Raw genomic sequence first — 16,667 nt, forward strand, 5'->3', positions numbered from 1 at the left:
AAATAGAAAAACCGCAGGCGTTCTACCTGCGGTTTTCTTTTTGCAATTCAAGGCGTGGTTGCCGATAGCCTATTAAACGTAGTAGATGGTCCGGTTTCGTGGCGGCCGGGTCGAACATACATGTAACGGCTCGGCCTAAGCACGCGCTTCCTCGAGCATCTGCTTAGCGTGCGCCAAGCTTGCCTCCGATTGATCGCCGCTCAGCATGCGGGCGATCTCTGCGGTACGGGCGTCCCCGGCCACCTCATCCAGATGGGTTTGGGGAACGTCGCCGGGCTCTTTGCTCACCACGTAATGTTTGTCGGCCATGACGGCGACCTGTGCCAGGTGCGTTACGACAATCACCTGATGCGTTGCGGCAAGATCTGCCAGAACGCTCGCAAGGGCGCGTGCAGTAGAGCCGCCAACACCGGCATCGACCTCGTCGAACACCAACGTATCCACGCCGTCCGCGTTACCCAAAACAACCTTGCTCGCCAACATGACACGGCTCAGCTCGCCACCGGACGCAATGCGGCGCAGGGGGCGCGGCGTCAATCCGGCACCGCTACGATACAAAAGCTCGTAGCTCGAAGGACCCGCCGGCGTCCACTCGGCGCGCGGAAGATCGCGCGAGTCCCAAACGAGCTCGGCGCCGCCCATCTCCAGGCGCGCCATCTGACGGCCAACCTCGTGGCAAAAGCGCGGGGCTGCCGTATTGCGCGCACGCTTAAGTGCCTTGGCGGCAGCGAACAGTTCGCGCTCCGCCGCGCCAAGCGCCTCGCGCGCCTTCTTGATCTGCTCATCACCATCGTCTACCAGCGACAACAGCTCTCGGGAGCTATCGCGCATAGCAAACACGTCGTCCATGGTGGGACCCCACTGACGCAAAAGTCCCTTAAGGTCGGAATACCGCTCGCGCATACGAGCCAGCTCGCACGGGTCGAAGGCGACCCCATCTCGATAGGCACGCAGCTCGTTGGCACAATCCTCGAGCGAGATGCAGGCATCCGAAAGCTCATCGGCGATATCACCCAACTTGCGATCGACAGTAGCCATGCGTGAAAGCTCCGCCACGGCGCTGTTCACGGCATCGAGTGCTCCCCCTTCGGCAGCAAGCGACGCATGGGCATCGTTGGCCGTTGCCACCAGCACCTCGGCATGCTCGGAGCGCGGCAGCAGCTCCTCGAGCTCCTCATACTCACCCGGCTTGGGGTCGACCTCGGCGATACGCTCCAGAGCGAAACGCGCTTCCTCGACACGACTCCCCTGCGCGCGTGAGGCCTCTTCGACGCGACGGACCTCTTTGGCAGCCGCGCGCGATGCCTTAAGGCAAGCACGATAGCGATCGAGCGCCTCGAGCGCCGGGCGCCCCGCCCATGCATCGACCATGGCAACATGATGCGCAGGGTCGAGCAGGCGCTGGTGCTCGTGCTGGCCGCAAAGATCCATCATCACGCCGACGCGCTCCGAAAGCTCACGCACGCTGGCGATGCGGCCGTCAATTTTTACGCGGCTACGGCCCTCGGCAGAAAGGCTGCGCTGCGCGGTGAAGCCCTCCGTGTCGTGCGGACCGTCAAACAGGCGCGCCTCGACGTTGGCAAGCGTCTCGCCCTCGCGCACCGTCGACGAATCCGCGCGCTCGCCCAGAATGAGTTTAAGCGCCGAGAGCAACGCAGTCTTACCGGCGCCGGTTTCTCCGGTCAGAACCGTTAAGCCCGCGCTCGGAACCAACGTCGCCTCGCGAATGAGGGCAATGTTGGAAACCTGCAGCTCATCGATCATGACGCACTCCGTAGAACACGCGGCTCACCGAGTTATAGAAGCTCTCGGGGCCGTAATCCAGCAGCAGAACATCGCCGGGACCGCGACGCACGGCCACGCTCTCGACCGTGCCATCGCAGGTAATAAACTGTCCATCGATGGCGATCGCAGGCACGCTCGGGCGGTCATCGGACATAAAAATCTCGACGACATCGCTTGGCGAGGTCAAAAAGGCGCGAGCCTGAATGGTATGTGGGGCGATGGGCACGCAAACCATGCCCGTGTAATCGGGACTGACGATGGGGCCGCCGGCGGAAAGCGCGTAGCCGGTGGAACCGGTCGCTGTCGAAACGACGACGCCGTCACCGCGCAGGCGGTCGATATGATGGCCGGACACCGTGATGTCGAACTCAACCATATCGGACAGGGGCCCGCGCGTAAGCGCCATATCGTTAAGGGCAAACGTGCGCACGACATCCTTCGTGCCATCTTCGCGCACCGAAACGATATCCGCGGCGAGGGTGGCGCGGCGACTCACATGGAGCTCACCGGAAAGGGCATCGCTCACGACCTGCAAAATATCGCGATCCTCGGGGCTCGCAGCCGTCAAAAAACCCAAATGACCATAGGAAAGGCCCAGAATGGGGATCTCGCGGTAGTTGAGAATGCGGGCGGCACGCAACAGCGTGCCGTCGCCGCCGAGCGTAATGACCAGGTCGGCATCGTCAACATCGGGCGCACGCTGGATCTTGGAACGCTGATCGGCAGCCCATGCGACCTCGTAGCCCTGGCGCGAAAGCCAAAGCTCGAGCATTAGGCCGCTCTCGACCGCCTCTTGCTTGTAGTAATTGGGAACCAGAAAGACCTTCATAGCGTTGCAGCTTTCTCGCTCAAAGCCGTTACCTGTGATTGCAGCTCATCGTCGGCACGCTCGCCAGAGGCAAACCTCGTGCCGTACAGGAAAAATTCGACGTTGCCCTTGGCGCCATGGATGGGTGACACGCACACGTCGAGCGGGAACAGGCCCTTGGCGGCAAAGAGCTCAATCGCCGCCACAAGCGTATCGCGGCGGACGGAGGGGTCGGTCACGATACCGCCCTCGCCCACCAGCGCAGCCGGCGCCTCAAACTGCGGCTTTACGAGCGTGCAGAACGAACCCGAAGGCTTCAGGCACGCCAACACGGCGTCGATGATATGCGCGATACTCGTAAACGACACATCGCAGACAGCCAAGTCGATAGCGCCGCCGTAGCCAAGCTCGGGCAGTTGTGTCACGTTGGTGCGCTCATGGAGCCTCACGCGCTCGTCTTGGCGCAGCGACCAATCAAACTGAGCGCGACCCACATCGACCGAAACGACCGTTGCGGCGCCACGCTTGAGCAGGCAATCGGTAAAGCCGCCCGTGGAGCAACCCACATCGAGGCAAGCAAGTCCCAGGGGATCGATCCCAAACGCATCGAGCGCGCCCTCGAGCTTGAGCCCGCCGCGCCCCACGTAGGGAATACGGCCCTTCACGTGCAGGGGCAGACCGGGCGTCACCTTAAGGCCCGGCGAGGTCAAACGCTCGCCGCCACTCGAGACCAAGCCGGCCATAAGAGTGCGAAGGGCATCCGCGCGGTCGGCGCAGATGCCCTGTGAAATCAGTTCGTCATCGAGACGCACGCGTTTCATGAATGCCATCAACCATTCGTATCCGGAGACGCGGCCTGGCTATCCTGGGATTCGTTTGCCGCATCCTCATCGTATTCCTGCTCGAGCTTATCGGCCTCACGAGGCGTCAACTCAAACTTGTCGACCATATCGACCGCACGGGAGCCAAGTTCGATCGCCTCGTCAAACAAATCGAGCGAACGCTCCAAGGACGTATCCTTGGAGCGAACGGTAGCGATGATCTGGTCCAAGCGGTCCGAGATCTCGTCGAAGTTGCGGACGGAACCCTCTGGCATGGCTACTCCTCGACGGTACCGTTCTCGGCCTCGGCGACCTCGGCACCCTCGTCGAGAACGTCGGCCGCAGCCTGAGCGGCGGCAACCTTGGCGGCAGCCTCGGCGGCCTGGGCCTCCTCGCGGGCGCGGTCCTCGGCCAGCAGCTCCTGATACAGGTCCTCGCCCGGTAGCTCCTCGCTACGCGCGATCTTGCCCAGCACGCCGTTGACAAACGACGCGGACTGGTCGGTGCCATAGGCCTTGGCAAGCTCTACAGCCTCGTTGATCACGATGGCGTCCGAGACCTCCTCGTCGGTGAGGAAGCGCATCTCATAGACGGCGATACGCAGCAAATTGCGATCGGCGCCGGGCATGCGCATAAGATCCCAGTTCTTGGCGATGGAGCGCAGGGCGCAGTCGATGCGGTCGATATACTCGTAGGCACCGCGGCACAGCTCCAGAGCGTAGGGGTCGAGGGGACCCTTCGAGATCAGGAAATCGCCCTCGAGGACGCGCTCGAGCGGGCTGTCCGTCGCCTCGGCCTGGAACAGCAGCTGCAGCGCCTGACTGCGGGCAAGCGTACGCCCGCGATAAACCTTAAGGCTCAAAGGTTACTCCTTGGGGAAAACGAGGCCGTCGATGCAAACGTCAACGCGCTCGACCTCGACGCCTACCTGGGCATCGATAGCTGCGACCACGGCGGAGCGAACGGCCTCGGCGAGTTTCTTGAACGGATAGCCAAAGAACACCACGACGCGCACGGTGAGTGCGAGCTTGTCGCCGATGACCTCGGCCTCTACCGCCGGATCGGAAGCCGGGGACTTGGACGAAAACATCATGGAGACAAGGTTGGTGGCAAGGTCCTTGACGCCCACGGAGGCGATGCCCTCGACATCCGTGACGGCGCGCGAGACGATGGCGGTCAGAACATCGGGCGAAATACCGATGCCGTCAATCTTGATTTCCTGGGGCATGAGTCCTCCTAGAAGAGTTGGTTGCTAGACGCGGGAGACGAACTTGCCGTCGCGGGTGTCAACCTTGATGACCTCGCCCTCGTTGAGGTACATAGGGACCTGGATGACAGCACCGGTGTCGATGGTGGCCGGCTTGGTGGAACCCTGAACGGTGTCGCCCTTAAAGCCCGGGTCGGTCTGGACGATGGTGGTCTCGATGAACATCGGCGGGGTCACGCCCATGAGCTCGTCGTCGGCGAAGAGCAACTGGCAGGTGTCGTTCTCGCGCAGCCACTTGGAGTTCTCGCCCACCATGTCCTCGGGAACGGGAACCTGCTCGTAGGACTCGTTGTCCATGAAGATGTAGTCGGCGCCGTCGTTGTAGAGGTACTGGAACTCACGGGTGGTGAGCATGACGCTCTCGAACTTGGTACCGGCGTTGCAGGTGTTCTCGACGACACGACCGCTCTTGATATCGCGGGTCTTGTAGCGCACAAAAGCACCGCCCTTGCCCGGCTTGACGTGCTGGAACTCGACGATGGTGTAGACCTTGTCCTTAATGCGGAGACCGAGGCCGTTCTTGAAGTCGGCGGTAGAAATGGTAGGCATAGCGACCTTTCTTGTTATGGGTAGAACGCACAAGCGTCCAAATTACATACGAGCGAAATTATACACTTGCAGGCGGCGCCTGCGGCGAGCGCATAAAAAGAGAACGCGGGGCGCCCGAATCATTTCGGACGCCCCGCTTCCAAAATCGAACTGAATGACTTAGCAGTCGATGACGTGCAAGTCGTGCGGGGTCTTAGTGAAGGGCTCATAGCCGTTCTCGGTGACAACACCGTAATCCTCCAAGCGCACGCCGCCCACGCCGGGCAGGTAGACGCCGGGCTCCATGGTGACAACCGAGCCGACCTCGATGATGTTCTTGCTGCGGTTGAAGTTGGGCAGCTCGTGGATGTCGATACCGACACCATGGCCCAGGCCATGGTTGTAGTAATCGCCATAACCGGCATCGCCGATGATCTTCTTGGAAAGCTTGAAGATATCGTTACCCTCGACGCCCGGATGGATAGCGGCGACGCACTCCTCGTGGGTGCGGCGCACGAGCTCGTACAGGTCGAGCTGTTCCTGCGTGGGCTCGCCCATCACGACGGTACGCGTCATATCGGAGCGATAGTCGCAGTAGCCCGCGCCATAATCCATGAGGACGAAATCGCCCTTCTCGATGACACGGTCGCTCGGGACGGCATGCGGGTTGGCGGTGTTGGGACCGCTCGCGACGATGGAGCCAAAGGCCAAGCTGTCGGCACCGTTGGCGAACATAAAGTTCTCGAGCTCGTTGCGAACCTGCTTCTCGGTCATACCGGGCTTAATAAAGCCGAGCATGTGCTGGAAGGCGGCATCGGTGATCGACTGCGCGTGTCGCATGAGCTCGATCTCCTCGGCGTCCTTGATGGCGCGCATCTTACGAATGTCGTCATGCATCAGCGGCAGCATGCAGGCGACGGAGCGATCCTCAAGACCACGCTGAATACCCTGGTAAAAGTTAATCTGCATGTCATCCTCGACGGCGCAGACACGACACTTGTTGGCCGCGATCTTGTCGGCAACCCAACCGGGGATGGTGCCCTCGTCCATGTCGTAGACCCAGGGGCTGCCGGCGGGCGTGTTCTCCTCAAAGCTGTTGAGATAGCGCGAGTCGGTATGGAACAGGCACTGATCGGCCGTAATAAATGCGGCGTGCGGAAACTCGAAGGTGTAATCGAAGACGCCCTTCACACCCGTGAGCCAACGGAGGTTGGCCTCATCGCGCACGACGATAGCATCGTAGCCGCGCTCGACCATCAGGGCACGGACACGCTCGATACGACCGGAAGGACCGGCAGCAAACTCAGACATTCAGATTCCTTTCTTATTGTCCTCAAAAAGAGCAGGACGGGCTTCAAACGAATAGCCGAACCACAAGCGATTCGCAACCGATTGAAAACCCGTCCCTCAAAATGATACGAAAGACGATGGATGTCAATAAAGTTAAAAAAGTTCCTTGCGAGAAGCCAGATACGCCTGCGCATGGCGTTCGAGAATCTCGTCCTCGACATTTGTCAGGCGAATGGCGCCGAGCGCCGCGGGCAGCGGCAGCATGCTGCGGTTTGAGCGGGCAAACTGCTGCTTGCGGAACTCCTCGATAAACGCGGTGGGCTCCAAGTCGAAGGCAAGCTCTTCGATGCCAAAGTCCTCCAGGCAATCGTCGAGATCAAACACATTGTCGATATCGAAGTCGCAGGCATCATGTGCTAGGCGCGCCTCAAAGCGCATACCCTCGGAAAGGAGCTGGTATGCGGGAACGTTATCCGCGGCCTCGCCCAGGCAGGCGCGAAGGGTGCGCTCCCCTGTCTTACCAAAATCGAGTGCATGGCGAGCACTGGGGTTCGTGGCCATGAGCACGTCTTTGCGCGCGGTCTGGGACCACTGCACAGCATTGACGAGCGCGACCTCCTCGCCGGAAAGAATCTCGGGAACAGTCTCGGTAAACTGATTCCAGCGGGACTTGCTGCTCGAAAGCATGGTGCCAACAAGCACCACATAGCCGAGCTTGAGATCCTCGGGGTCCGCCTCGCGAACAAGGTCGAGGTCACACACGACCAAGCCCGATTCGGGACGGAACGCGATAGCGGGAAGTGCATTCGACGACGAGGCGACGAGCGGCTTCATGGTCGTCGCGACCGTGAGCATGGCGTCGAACGTTGTCGGCAGCAAGGCGCACTCGGTGCGACCGCACCACTGGTTGGCGCACCAGCTAACAACCGAGCAGGTTGCGGCATCACCAACGGCGACAACCAGATCGTCGCAGGTAATGCCGTTGACAGATAGGGCGCCAAAGATTGCATCGGCATCGGCCAGCGTAGCACCAGCAGGCGAAATCTCGAGTGGGAGCTGCGACACGACAAAACCGGCATCAACCAGCGCATGCTCGACGACCTCGCCAAAACGCTCTGACGTGGCGTCGTTCCAAACCACCAACGCGCGCTTAGGCTTGCCCACAGCCGAGGCAAACATGCGCGACAGCTCCTCGAACGCGCCCAATCCGACGCGGACATCGACACTGCGGTTTTGGAAATTGATCAGTTGACGGCGAATCATAGCAGCCCACGCTCCAAAAGCATCTCGGCACAAAGGTAGGAAACGTCCTCGAAGGACTTGTTGCGAATATCAAGAGTAATATCGGCGGCCTGGCGATATAGCGGACGGCGATGCTCAAACAGGCGCGCGGCATGCTCGGGCGAACGGAAATCGGGACGCGTGTCGGACCGACGAATCTGGCGAATCGAATCCTCAAAGTCGCCTTCGAGATACACACAGATACCCATCTGGTGCATAAGCTCAATATTCACCGGAGTCTCGACGATACCTCCGCCGCAGGAAACCAGCAGGCTGCGCTCGCTTTGGAGCGAACGGAGCGCCGAGGTCTCGAGCTCGCGAAAACGTTCCTCCCCCTCGGTCTCAAAAATCTCGGTCACCGATTTACCGCAACGACGCACGACAAGGCGGTCGGTATCGATAAAGCGACGTTTGAACATAGTGCCCACGTTGCGCGCAAGCGTCGATTTGCCCGCGCCCAAAAAGCCGATAAAGAAGATATGGTCGCAGCCGTGTTTGGTGTGCTGGGACATAGCGAGACCTATTCCTCGCAGGGAAGGTCGCGCAGGGCCCGGCGCTCAAAGATACGGAAGATCTGCGTATACCACAGGTCCTGAGTGGCCTGCGGCTTTACCAAGATGGTATCGACGCCGGCGAAATTGCCGCTCCACACGTCCGTGTAGAGCTGATCACCGATCAGCACCGCCTCGTCGGCCGTGGCGCCGAGGCGCTTAAGACCCGCCTTGAGGGCAAACGGAGCCGGCTTCATGGCGTGGCTAATGGCCTCGAGTCCCAGCTCGCGTGCCGAGCTCATGACCTGGTCGCGATGCCAGTTGTTAGACACCATGCACAGCTTAAAGCCTTTGGCGCGGGCGGCATCGAGCCAAGCGGAAACCGCGGCGGGAACCTGCTCGGTGTCACGCGGCACCAGGGTGTTATCGCGATCGAGCAGAATGGCGCGTTTGCCGTCGGCCCACAGGGTATCAAGGTCGATGCGGTCGACGGATGCAACATATCGTTTGGGGCTGAAAATCCTCATGTTTAATTCCAAGACTGTTGGTGCTCTTCGTAGGTTTGCGAGAAGTACTCCTCGTCCTGCGTAATGTAGAAATACAGGTCATCGGAGTCGGTCGGCTCAAGCGTGGCCTTGAGTGCCTCGAGCGACGGGGAGCAGATGGGCGTGGGTGGCAGACCCTCGTGCTTATAGGTGTTATACAGACTATCGCTCTGCAGGTCGTCGGCGGAAACCTCGCCACCGGTGACATACATCATGGTCGCATCGCTGTTGAGATAACGCAGACCGTCGAGCTTGCCGGCAAGGCGGTTGTAGAAGACCGAGGCGACATGTGCGCGCTGCTCGGCGTTGAGACCCTCGCGCTCAACGATGGAAGCGAGATTGATGATGTCGTAATCGGACATCTCCACGCCGTAACGCTCTTTGATCTTGGCCTCGCACCCGGCAAAATCGAGAGACTTGTACTCGGTGTTGAACTGATCGAGCATGGCGCGGATAACGTCATCGGCGCTCGGGTCCTTGCCCAGCGAATAGGTCTTGGGGAACAGAAAACCCTCGAGCGAATCGTTGGCGGCGCCCTTAAGGAAGCTATAGTCGTCCACGTAGTTGGAGGCCTTGGCCTGGTTGAGGAAGTCCTCCTTAGAGATGCTGTCGTAGGCCTGGGCCACACGGTCGGCGACTTGATCGACCGTTAGACCCTCGGGAATAGTAAGCGCATTGGAGCCCGCATTGGGGCCTTCCATGAGCTGCTGAACAACCTTGGTCGCATCCATGAATGTGGTGAACGAATAGGTACCAGGCTTGAGCGACATATCGGCATTAAGCTTTTTGACCGCCGCATAGTAATCCTTGGGATTTTCGACGATATGGTTCTCGGAGAGGATCGAGGCGATGGTGTCGCCCGAAGCACCGTCGGGAATGGTCACCGTAACCTGCTGACCAGCCGTAACCTTCGTATCCTCACCGGCAAAGAAACCCTTGACGGCCGGCACGACAAAGAAAGCGATCGCAGCAAGCGCGAGCACCGCCACCACAACGCCGATGATCATGGGAACCGGAGAACTCTTCTTTTGAGCACCGCGTCGAGCACGCGTGTCGTAGCTCGAGCGGGTCGCCGGAGCAACGCCATGCAAACCGCGAGCATGATGCGAATGAGATTGGGTAGCCTGCGTTCGCCGGACAGGTGCCTGCTGCTTAAAGCGGGTACCGCCTGCAGGCTGGGCCGTACGAGCAGTGGGCTGCTGAGCCGCGCGAGAAGCCGGATGCTGAACCGAACGAGCAGAAGGCTGCTGACCCGTCCTTTGAGCAGGTTGGGCCGAACGAGCGAAGGACTGCACCGGGCGCGCGCCAGGCTGAGCTGCGCGCTGCGTCGGCTGTGCCGGACGCTGGCCAGGCTGGGCAGGGCGCGACTCGGGCTGACGTGTACGATTCGGCTGGCGCGGATCGGAAGCGCTAGGCATGCGAAACCTCCTCGTTTTTACGATCGAGCCACGTCTGCAAAAACAGGCTGGCGGCAATCATGTCAATCTTGCCCCTCATCTGCTTTTCGTTGAGGCCCTGCTCGCGCAAGATACGCTTTGCCTCTTGCGAGGACAGACGCTCATCCTCAAACTCGAGCGGAAGATCAAGCTCGTCGGCGATCTTTTGTGCCACGGCGGCAACGCGCTCGGCTTGAGGGCCGGGCTCGCCGGCCATGGTCAAGGGACGTCCGCTTACCAGGATGTCGGGCTCATAGTCCTCGACCAGGTAACGGAACGTCTTGGCCATACCGGTGACCTCGGCGGCCGGGAGTACCTTGACAGGCATCGCCATCTTGCCATCACGGCTCGAGACGGCAATGCCAATCCTGGTCTCCCCTATGTCCAGTGCGAGCGCGACCACAGCGACTACTTCGGTTCTTAGGCGCCCAGCGCGGTCTTAGCGGCCGCGAGGGCATCGGCGATACCGGCGGCGTTCTTGCCACCGGCCTGGGCCATGTTGGGACGGCCGCCACCGCGACCGTCGACCAGGCCCGCGATCTGCTTGATCACGTTGCCGGCGTGGAAACCGGCCTTGACGGCGTCATCGGAGCCGGCGGCGAGCAGCACCGGGGTGCCCTTCTCGGTCACGCTGGCGACGACGCAGGCGACAGGGCCGGCGACCTTCTGGTGCACGGTATCCCAAACGTTGCGCAGGTCGGCGGCCTCGAGACCCTGGAGCTCAGCGACGACGAGCTTGTAGCCATCAAGCTCGACGGCGCCCTCGATGGCGCTGGAGATAGCGTCGGAGGAGCCACCGGTCAGGGCCTTCTTGAGCTTATTGGACGTCTCGCGCAGCTCGGCCTGCAGGTTCTCCACACGAGCGGGAACCTCGTCGACGCGGCACTTGAGCGCAGCGGCAGCGGCGTCAACGAGTGCCAGGCGGTCGGCCATGTAGTCGAGGGCACCCTTAGAGGTCACGGCCTCGATACGGCGGACGTTGGAGCCCGTGGAGGACTCGGAAATGATCTTGAACAGACCGATCTCGGCGGTGTTGGCGGCATGGGTGCCACCGCAAAGCTCACGGGAGAACGGCTGGTCCTCGGCGCCCACGGAGACAACGCGGACAACGTCGCCGTACTTCTCGCCAAAGAGGGCGACAGCGCCGGCGGCCTTGGCCTCATCGATGCCCATAACGCGGGTAACGACCGGCTTGGAAGCGAAGATCTGGTGGTTGACCAGGTCCTCGACAGCCTTGAGCTGCTCGGAGGACAGGGCCTCGAAGTGCGTGAAGTCAAAGCGCAGGTGCTCGGGCGTCACCAGCGAGCCGGCCTGGGAGACATGCGCGCCCAGGACCTGCTTAAGCGCGGCGTCGAGCAGGTGCGTGGCGGTGTGGTTGCGGCGCAGGAAGCCACGACGCTCGGCGTCGAGCGCGGCGGTCACGGTGGCGCCGACGGTCAGCGTGCCCTCGGCAACATGGGCGACGTGAGCATACAGGCCGTTGTGGTTCTTGGTATCGGAAACCGTCAGCGCAACGCCCTCGGCACAAAGCTCGCCGGCGTCGCCCTGCTGGCCACCCATCTCGGCATAGAACGGGGTGCGGTCGAGCACGACCTCGACGTCCTCGCCGGCGGCAGCGGACTCGACGGACTCACCGTTGCGCACGATGGCGACAACCTTGGCACCCTCGATCACATCGTTGTCATAGCCGTCGAACTCAGTCGCGGAAACTTTGTCGGAAAGCTCGACCCACACGTCGTTGAAGCTACCCCAGGCGTCGCCCTTGGCGTTGGCGCGGGCGCGGGCCTTCTGGTCCTCCATGCAGGCGGTAAAGCCGTCCATGTCGACGTCGTGGCCAGCGGTGCCGGCGATCTCGACGGTCAGGTCAATGGGGAAACCAAAGGTGTCGTGCAGCTTAAAGGCAACGTCGCCCGGAAGCACGGCGCCCTCGGCAAGCGCGGCCAGGGCCTCGTCCAGGTAAACGCGGCCGTTGTCGAGCGTCGTGGAGAAGCGCTCCTCCTCGGAGGCGACGATACCCTTGACGAGCGCGACGTTCTTGAGCAGCTCGGGGTAGGCCTCACCCATCTGAGCGTTGACCTCATCGATAAACTTGGTCAGGAAGGCGCCCTCGATACCCAGCAGGCGACCGTGGAACACGGCGCGGCGGAGCAGGCGGCGAAGGACGTACTCGCGGCCCTCGTTACCGGGGAGGATGCCGTCAGAGATCATAAAGTCGACGGCACGGGAGTGATCGGCGATGATACGCAGCGAGCGGCTGGCACCGGAGTAATCGTCGGCGTCATAGGTCTTGCCGCTGATCTCCTCGCCCAGCTTGATGAGGTGCTGCATCAGATCGCCGTCGTAGTTGGCGGTCTTGTGCTGCATGATAGCGGCCATGCGCTCCAGACCCATGCCCGTATCGAGGTTGCGGTGCGGCAGCTCCGGCATGGAGCCGTCCTCCTGGCGGTCGTACTGGGTAAACACGAGGTTCCAGAACTCCAGGAAGCGGTCGCAGTCGCAGCCGGGCTTGCAGTCGGGGCTGCCGCAGCCGACCTCCTCGCCCATGTCAAAGTAGATCTCGGAGCACGGACCGCAGGGGCCGGTGGGGCCGGCGGCCCAGAAGTTGTCGTCCTCGCCCAGACGCGAGATGTGATCCTCGGCAACGCCCAGAGAGCGCCACACGTCATGGGTCTCGTCGTCCTCGGTAAAGACGGTGAAGTACAGGCGGTCGAGCGGCAGCTTGAACTCCTTGGTGATGAGCTCAAAGGCCCAAGCGCAGGCCTGCTGCTTGGAGACGCCGCCAAAGGAGAAGTCGCCGAGCATCTCAAAGAAGGACAGGTGACGGCCATCCTCGCCGATGCAGTCGATGTCGTTGGTGCGGACGCACTTCTGGCAGGAGATAGCGCCGATCTCCTTCATGGTCTTCTTGCCCTGGTAATACTCCTTAAACTGGTTCATGCCGGCGTTGGCAAGCAGCAGCGAAGGATCGTCGGGGACGAGGGACGAAGAAGGATAGAGCTTAAGACCGCGCTCCTCAAAGAAGTTGAGGAACTTGGAGCGAATCTCAGCCGTAGTCATTGACGGGTAGTCAGCACTCATAGAGGGAATCTCCTCGGTTTCACATCGAAACAGTTCAAACGTAACGATATTACCATCCCACCGCGCCTGTGCAAAAAAGAGGGCCGCCAAACAGCGACCCTCCAGCGAATTTGCACGTTATTGCCTATGAACTTGAACTTGAAATGGCTTACTGCTCATCATCGTCCATGGAACCGTCGATGCCGGTATTGGTGTCGTCGTCCGAGTTGGAATCGTCGTCCTTGGCGAAGGGATTCTTGAAAAAGCCCGTAGCATCGGGCTGAAGGCCCGAGAGCTTGATCCAGGGGTTATCGAGCTCGGGCCTGGGCATGGCCTGGGCCTCGGGCGCAGTCTCGTTACCGATGAGCTCGGACTCATAGATGAATGTATCGTCTCCAAGCGCATCGTAGGCGGCAACCGGGTTACCCTCGGCATCGCGATACGGCGTGCCCTTAAACACGGCGCCGTCGTATGCCACGAGCTGGCGGCCGGTCTCGTTCTCAAAGTAGTAAACGAAAATGCCCTTGAGGGCCGCGCACAGCGGAATGGCGATAACCATGCCGATGGCGCCCATAAGCGCCGAACCGATAACGAGTGCCGTCAGGCTCATGATGGGATGCACCTGCACCGAGCTCTGCATGACTTTAGGCGAAATGACGTTGTCAGTGACATTTTGCGCCACCATGGTCACGACCAAGGTCCACAAAGCCAGCATCGGGCTGAACATAAAGCCGAGCACCGTGGCGATCGCCGCGCTCACCCAGGGACCGACAACCGGGACCAAGTGCATAATGCCCGTAAAGATGGCCATGAGCGCCGCGTAGGGATGGCCAATGAGCGTAAAGCCGATAAAGGCGAGGATGCCACCGCAGATGGACGTCACGACCATGCCGCGCATATAACCGCCAACCGAGCGCGAAAGAATCGCGACCATAAATCGGTACGAGGTCTCCTTTTCCTGCCCTATGATGGTGCAGACCTCGTGGTGCATACGGGGATAGTCGCAGGCCAGCCAATAGGCAAGCACCAGACCCAGGAAGATGACGAACAGCTGCGAGGCCGTATTGGTAATGAACGGGAATACACCGCGACCAAGCTCGGCGGCAATCTGAGACACATACTTGGACGCCACGGTAACCAGCGAAGAAAGATTATCGTCCAGATACTCTTTGAGCGGCGTGTTGTTGAGCGTCTTGGCATGCGAGACCATCTCGTTGAGATCACCGCCCGCAACACGAAGCTGCTCAGGCAGGCGACTCAGGACTTCCATAATCTGACCAAAGAGAATCGGCGACAAGATGCAAACGACACCGACGAGCACAGCAACGACCACGATCAGCGCGATAAGCGAACCAATGCCACGGTTGACGCCGTGATGCTCGAGCCAGTTAGTAATCGGCGACATCACAAAAGCGATGATGGAACCGACAGCTAGAAACTCGATAACCGGCGCCAAGATACCCATAAGGTTAAAGATGACGGCGGCGATGACAATGCAGCCGACGACGGCCCAAATGCGAAGCGTCAGAATACGGGTATCGCGCAGCGCGCGATCGGTTTGTTGGGGGTGTTCACTCATGAACGAACCATCACTCCGTCGGGGTCGATCTTGTCCTGAACCTTCTTAAGGGTACGGCGCAGCAGGCGCGAGACCTGCACCTGCGAGATGCCCAGCTTCTTGGCGATCTCGATCTGGGTCATGCCCTTTACGAAACGCAGCTCGATAACCTCGCGCTCGCGCGGCGAGAAATCGCGGATAGCCTCCTCAATCACCAGGCGGTCATCGGTAAAGTCGAGCTCGTTGTCGTCGTCGGCGTAACGGTCGAGAATTGAAGGCGCGTCGTCAGAATCGGACGCACCGGGGGCCTCGATGGGCACCGAGGTATAGGCCGAGGACGATTCCATGGCCTCCAGCACCTCGTCAACGGTCACGTCTAGGTACTCAGCGATTTCCTCAACCTTAGGCGAGCGCTGCAGCTCGTTAGTGAGCTTGTCGGTGGCCTGGTTAACCTTGGCAGAGAGCTCCTGTAGGCGACGCGGAACGCGCACACTCCAACCCTTGTCGCGGAAGTGACGCTTGATCTCACCCAGGATGGTGGGCGTGGCAAACGTGGTGAACTCAAGTCCGCGCTCGGGGTCAAAGCGGTCGATAGCCTTGAGCAAACCCAGATAGCCGACCTGCATGAGGTCGTCGAGCGGCTCGCCGCGATTCTTAAATTTGTTGGCAAGAAACCTTACCAGGTTCATATGGGACATGACGAGCTGCTCGCGGGCGTCCGGATCACCGGTCTCTTTGTAGCGACGAAACAGCTCGCGGGTTTTCTCCTTGTCCCAAGCGGTCTTACCGCTCCGGGAACGTTCGGTCATATTAGATATCCGCCTTGAGATCGAGGGAAAGCGTCAGAGGCGCCGCAGTCTTTTCGTAGGAATCGCACACGCTTGCCAGAATGAGCTCGGCATATACGGCGGCCTGGTCATCCTCATCGACAGTCGCCTGGTCGCCAAAGGTGAAGGTCATGCCCACGTGAGACTCGTCGACATCGAATTTGATCGAGATAACGTCAGAATCAACGGCCGTGCAGCCAAAGATGAAGGCCTCCTCGGCAGCCATACGAATGTCCTCGATGCGATCGACGGACATGGAACACAGAGCGCCGACATTAGCCGCCGTCATGCGTACCAGGCGTGCCAGACGCGGATCCCCGGCAACAGTCAGCGTGATAGAGCAAGTTGCTTCACTACTCATCGCAGGACTCCTCGGAGGTCTCGGCGGGCGTGTAGGTGTAATACCGGGCTGCTTTAGCAGCAGGCTTCTGTGCATCATCGTCACCAGCAGCGGCATCGTCCCCGGTTTCGCCAATCAGGACACGCTCGGTCGGCTGCTCGGCTTCGGCGGCAGCGGAAAGATTGCGCTCGGCCTCGACCGCGGGAGCCTTCACCTTGTTAAAGAGTTTCTGAACGGCACCGGCCGCAGAGTCGGTCACACTCGACACGGCATTGCTGGCCTCGGCCATGCTGCCCGTAACCTCGGAAATGTCGCGAACCACGGCTTCGACCTCTACGAGATTGGAGGTAAGGGCGTCGACGGCGGTCTTGCTCGACTTGAGGAGCGGCTCAACCTGCGCCAGCGCGGGGGTGAGCTCATCGACAGCGCCATCGAGCTTTGCTACCACGGGCTGAGCCTCGGCGATGGTGTTGTTAAGGTCGCTCACCGTCTTGTCAAGCGAATCAACGACAGTGCGGGTCTTTCGCAGCGTGAGCGCGAGCTCGATGACAGCCCACACGCCGGCAACGGCGAGCAGCAGCAGGGCGATTTGGATGGGACTCATACAAGCCTCCCGAAGGAATCGAAATACAG

18 protein-coding genes are annotated in these 16,667 nt (G+C 60.7%); all 18 read right to left on the reverse strand.

Features of this window, described 5'->3' with window-relative positions; all coding sequences use genetic code 11:
- Window positions 1-135: 135 nt before the first annotated feature.
- Window positions 136-1,764 carry a DNA repair protein RecN gene (locus ACTNA2_RS05205; RefSeq protein WP_441048797.1) on the reverse strand — a complete coding sequence of 543 codons (1,629 nt, stop codon included), beginning with the start codon at window positions 1,762-1,764 and terminating at the stop codon, window positions 136-138.
- On the reverse strand, window positions 1,754-2,614 hold the full coding sequence (locus ACTNA2_RS05210; RefSeq protein WP_427728169.1) for an NAD(+)/NADH kinase: 861 nt from the start codon (window positions 2,612-2,614) through the stop codon (window positions 1,754-1,756). Before ACTNA2_RS05210 ends, ACTNA2_RS05205 begins: the two co-directional genes overlap by 11 nt.
- Window positions 2,611-3,414, reverse strand: coding sequence for a TlyA family RNA methyltransferase (locus tag ACTNA2_RS05215; protein WP_441048836.1), 804 nt, complete (start codon window positions 3,412-3,414; stop codon window positions 2,611-2,613). The genes ACTNA2_RS05210 and ACTNA2_RS05215 overlap by 4 nt, the downstream gene beginning before the upstream one ends.
- 8 nt (window positions 3,415-3,422) lie before the next feature.
- Window positions 3,423-3,689: an exodeoxyribonuclease VII small subunit gene (locus tag ACTNA2_RS05220; protein WP_154515533.1), complete on the reverse strand. Its 267-nt coding sequence runs from the start codon at window positions 3,687-3,689 to the stop codon at window positions 3,423-3,425.
- 2 nt (window positions 3,690-3,691) lie between these two features.
- Window positions 3,692-4,276, reverse strand: coding sequence for a transcription antitermination factor NusB (gene nusB / locus ACTNA2_RS05225; protein ID WP_441048798.1), 585 nt, complete (start codon window positions 4,274-4,276; stop codon window positions 3,692-3,694).
- 3 nt (window positions 4,277-4,279) lie between these two features.
- A complete protein-coding gene (locus tag ACTNA2_RS05230; protein WP_427717319.1) occupies window positions 4,280-4,642 on the reverse strand; it encodes an Asp23/Gls24 family envelope stress response protein in 363 nt (120 codons plus the stop codon).
- A gap of 24 nt (window positions 4,643-4,666) precedes the next feature.
- Window positions 4,667-5,230, reverse strand: coding sequence for an elongation factor P (gene efp, locus ACTNA2_RS05235; RefSeq protein WP_154515524.1), 564 nt, complete (start codon window positions 5,228-5,230; stop codon window positions 4,667-4,669).
- A 159-nt stretch (window positions 5,231-5,389) separates the two neighbouring features.
- Window positions 5,390-6,520 carry a M24 family metallopeptidase gene (locus ACTNA2_RS05240; RefSeq protein ID WP_441048799.1) on the reverse strand — a complete coding sequence of 377 codons (1,131 nt, stop codon included), beginning with the start codon at window positions 6,518-6,520 and terminating at the stop codon, window positions 5,390-5,392.
- Window positions 6,521-6,652: 132 nt separating this feature from the next.
- Window positions 6,653-7,762, reverse strand: coding sequence for a hypothetical protein (locus tag ACTNA2_RS05245; RefSeq protein WP_441048800.1), 1,110 nt, complete (start codon window positions 7,760-7,762; stop codon window positions 6,653-6,655).
- On the reverse strand, window positions 7,759-8,292 hold the full coding sequence (locus ACTNA2_RS05250) for a shikimate kinase (RefSeq protein ID WP_154515515.1): 534 nt from the start codon (window positions 8,290-8,292) through the stop codon (window positions 7,759-7,761). Before ACTNA2_RS05250 ends, ACTNA2_RS05245 begins: the two co-directional genes overlap by 4 nt.
- A gap of 8 nt (window positions 8,293-8,300) precedes the next feature.
- A complete protein-coding gene (locus tag ACTNA2_RS05255) occupies window positions 8,301-8,798 on the reverse strand; it encodes a YqeG family HAD IIIA-type phosphatase (RefSeq protein ID WP_117646451.1) in 498 nt (165 codons plus the stop codon).
- A 2-nt stretch (window positions 8,799-8,800) separates the two neighbouring features.
- The gene (gene mltG / locus ACTNA2_RS05260) at window positions 8,801-10,234 is read right to left on the reverse strand and encodes an endolytic transglycosylase MltG (RefSeq protein WP_441048801.1); all 1,434 of its coding nucleotides are present in this window, start codon (window positions 10,232-10,234) and stop codon (window positions 8,801-8,803) included.
- Window positions 10,227-10,655 carry a Holliday junction resolvase RuvX gene (gene ruvX / locus ACTNA2_RS05265; RefSeq protein WP_035138185.1) on the reverse strand — a complete coding sequence of 143 codons (429 nt, stop codon included), beginning with the start codon at window positions 10,653-10,655 and terminating at the stop codon, window positions 10,227-10,229. The genes mltG and ruvX overlap by 8 nt, the downstream gene beginning before the upstream one ends.
- Window positions 10,656-10,672: 17 nt before the next feature.
- A complete protein-coding gene (gene alaS / locus ACTNA2_RS05270; RefSeq protein WP_441048802.1) occupies window positions 10,673-13,330 on the reverse strand; it encodes an alanine--tRNA ligase in 2,658 nt (885 codons plus the stop codon).
- Window positions 13,331-13,478: 148 nt separating this feature from the next.
- On the reverse strand, window positions 13,479-14,888 hold the full coding sequence (locus ACTNA2_RS05275) for an AI-2E family transporter (RefSeq protein ID WP_427728156.1): 1,410 nt from the start codon (window positions 14,886-14,888) through the stop codon (window positions 13,479-13,481).
- Window positions 14,885-15,676, reverse strand: a complete 792-nt coding sequence (locus ACTNA2_RS05280) for an RNA polymerase sigma factor SigF (RefSeq protein ID WP_427717298.1) — start codon at window positions 15,674-15,676, stop codon at window positions 14,885-14,887. The genes ACTNA2_RS05275 and ACTNA2_RS05280 overlap by 4 nt, the downstream gene beginning before the upstream one ends.
- A 1-nt stretch (window position 15,677) precedes the next feature.
- The gene (locus ACTNA2_RS05285; RefSeq protein WP_154515503.1) at window positions 15,678-16,055 is read right to left on the reverse strand and encodes an ATP-binding protein; all 378 of its coding nucleotides are present in this window, start codon (window positions 16,053-16,055) and stop codon (window positions 15,678-15,680) included.
- Window positions 16,048-16,638 (reverse strand): hypothetical protein, encoded by a 591-nt coding sequence (locus ACTNA2_RS05290; RefSeq protein WP_441048803.1) that lies wholly within the window; start codon window positions 16,636-16,638, stop codon window positions 16,048-16,050. Before ACTNA2_RS05290 ends, ACTNA2_RS05285 begins: the two co-directional genes overlap by 8 nt.
- Window positions 16,639-16,667: the final 29 nt, after the last annotated feature.

It is taken from the genome of Collinsella sp. HCP28S3_E9 (assembly GCF_052065455.1).
Classification (GTDB): Bacteria; Actinomycetota; Coriobacteriia; order Coriobacteriales; family Coriobacteriaceae; genus Collinsella.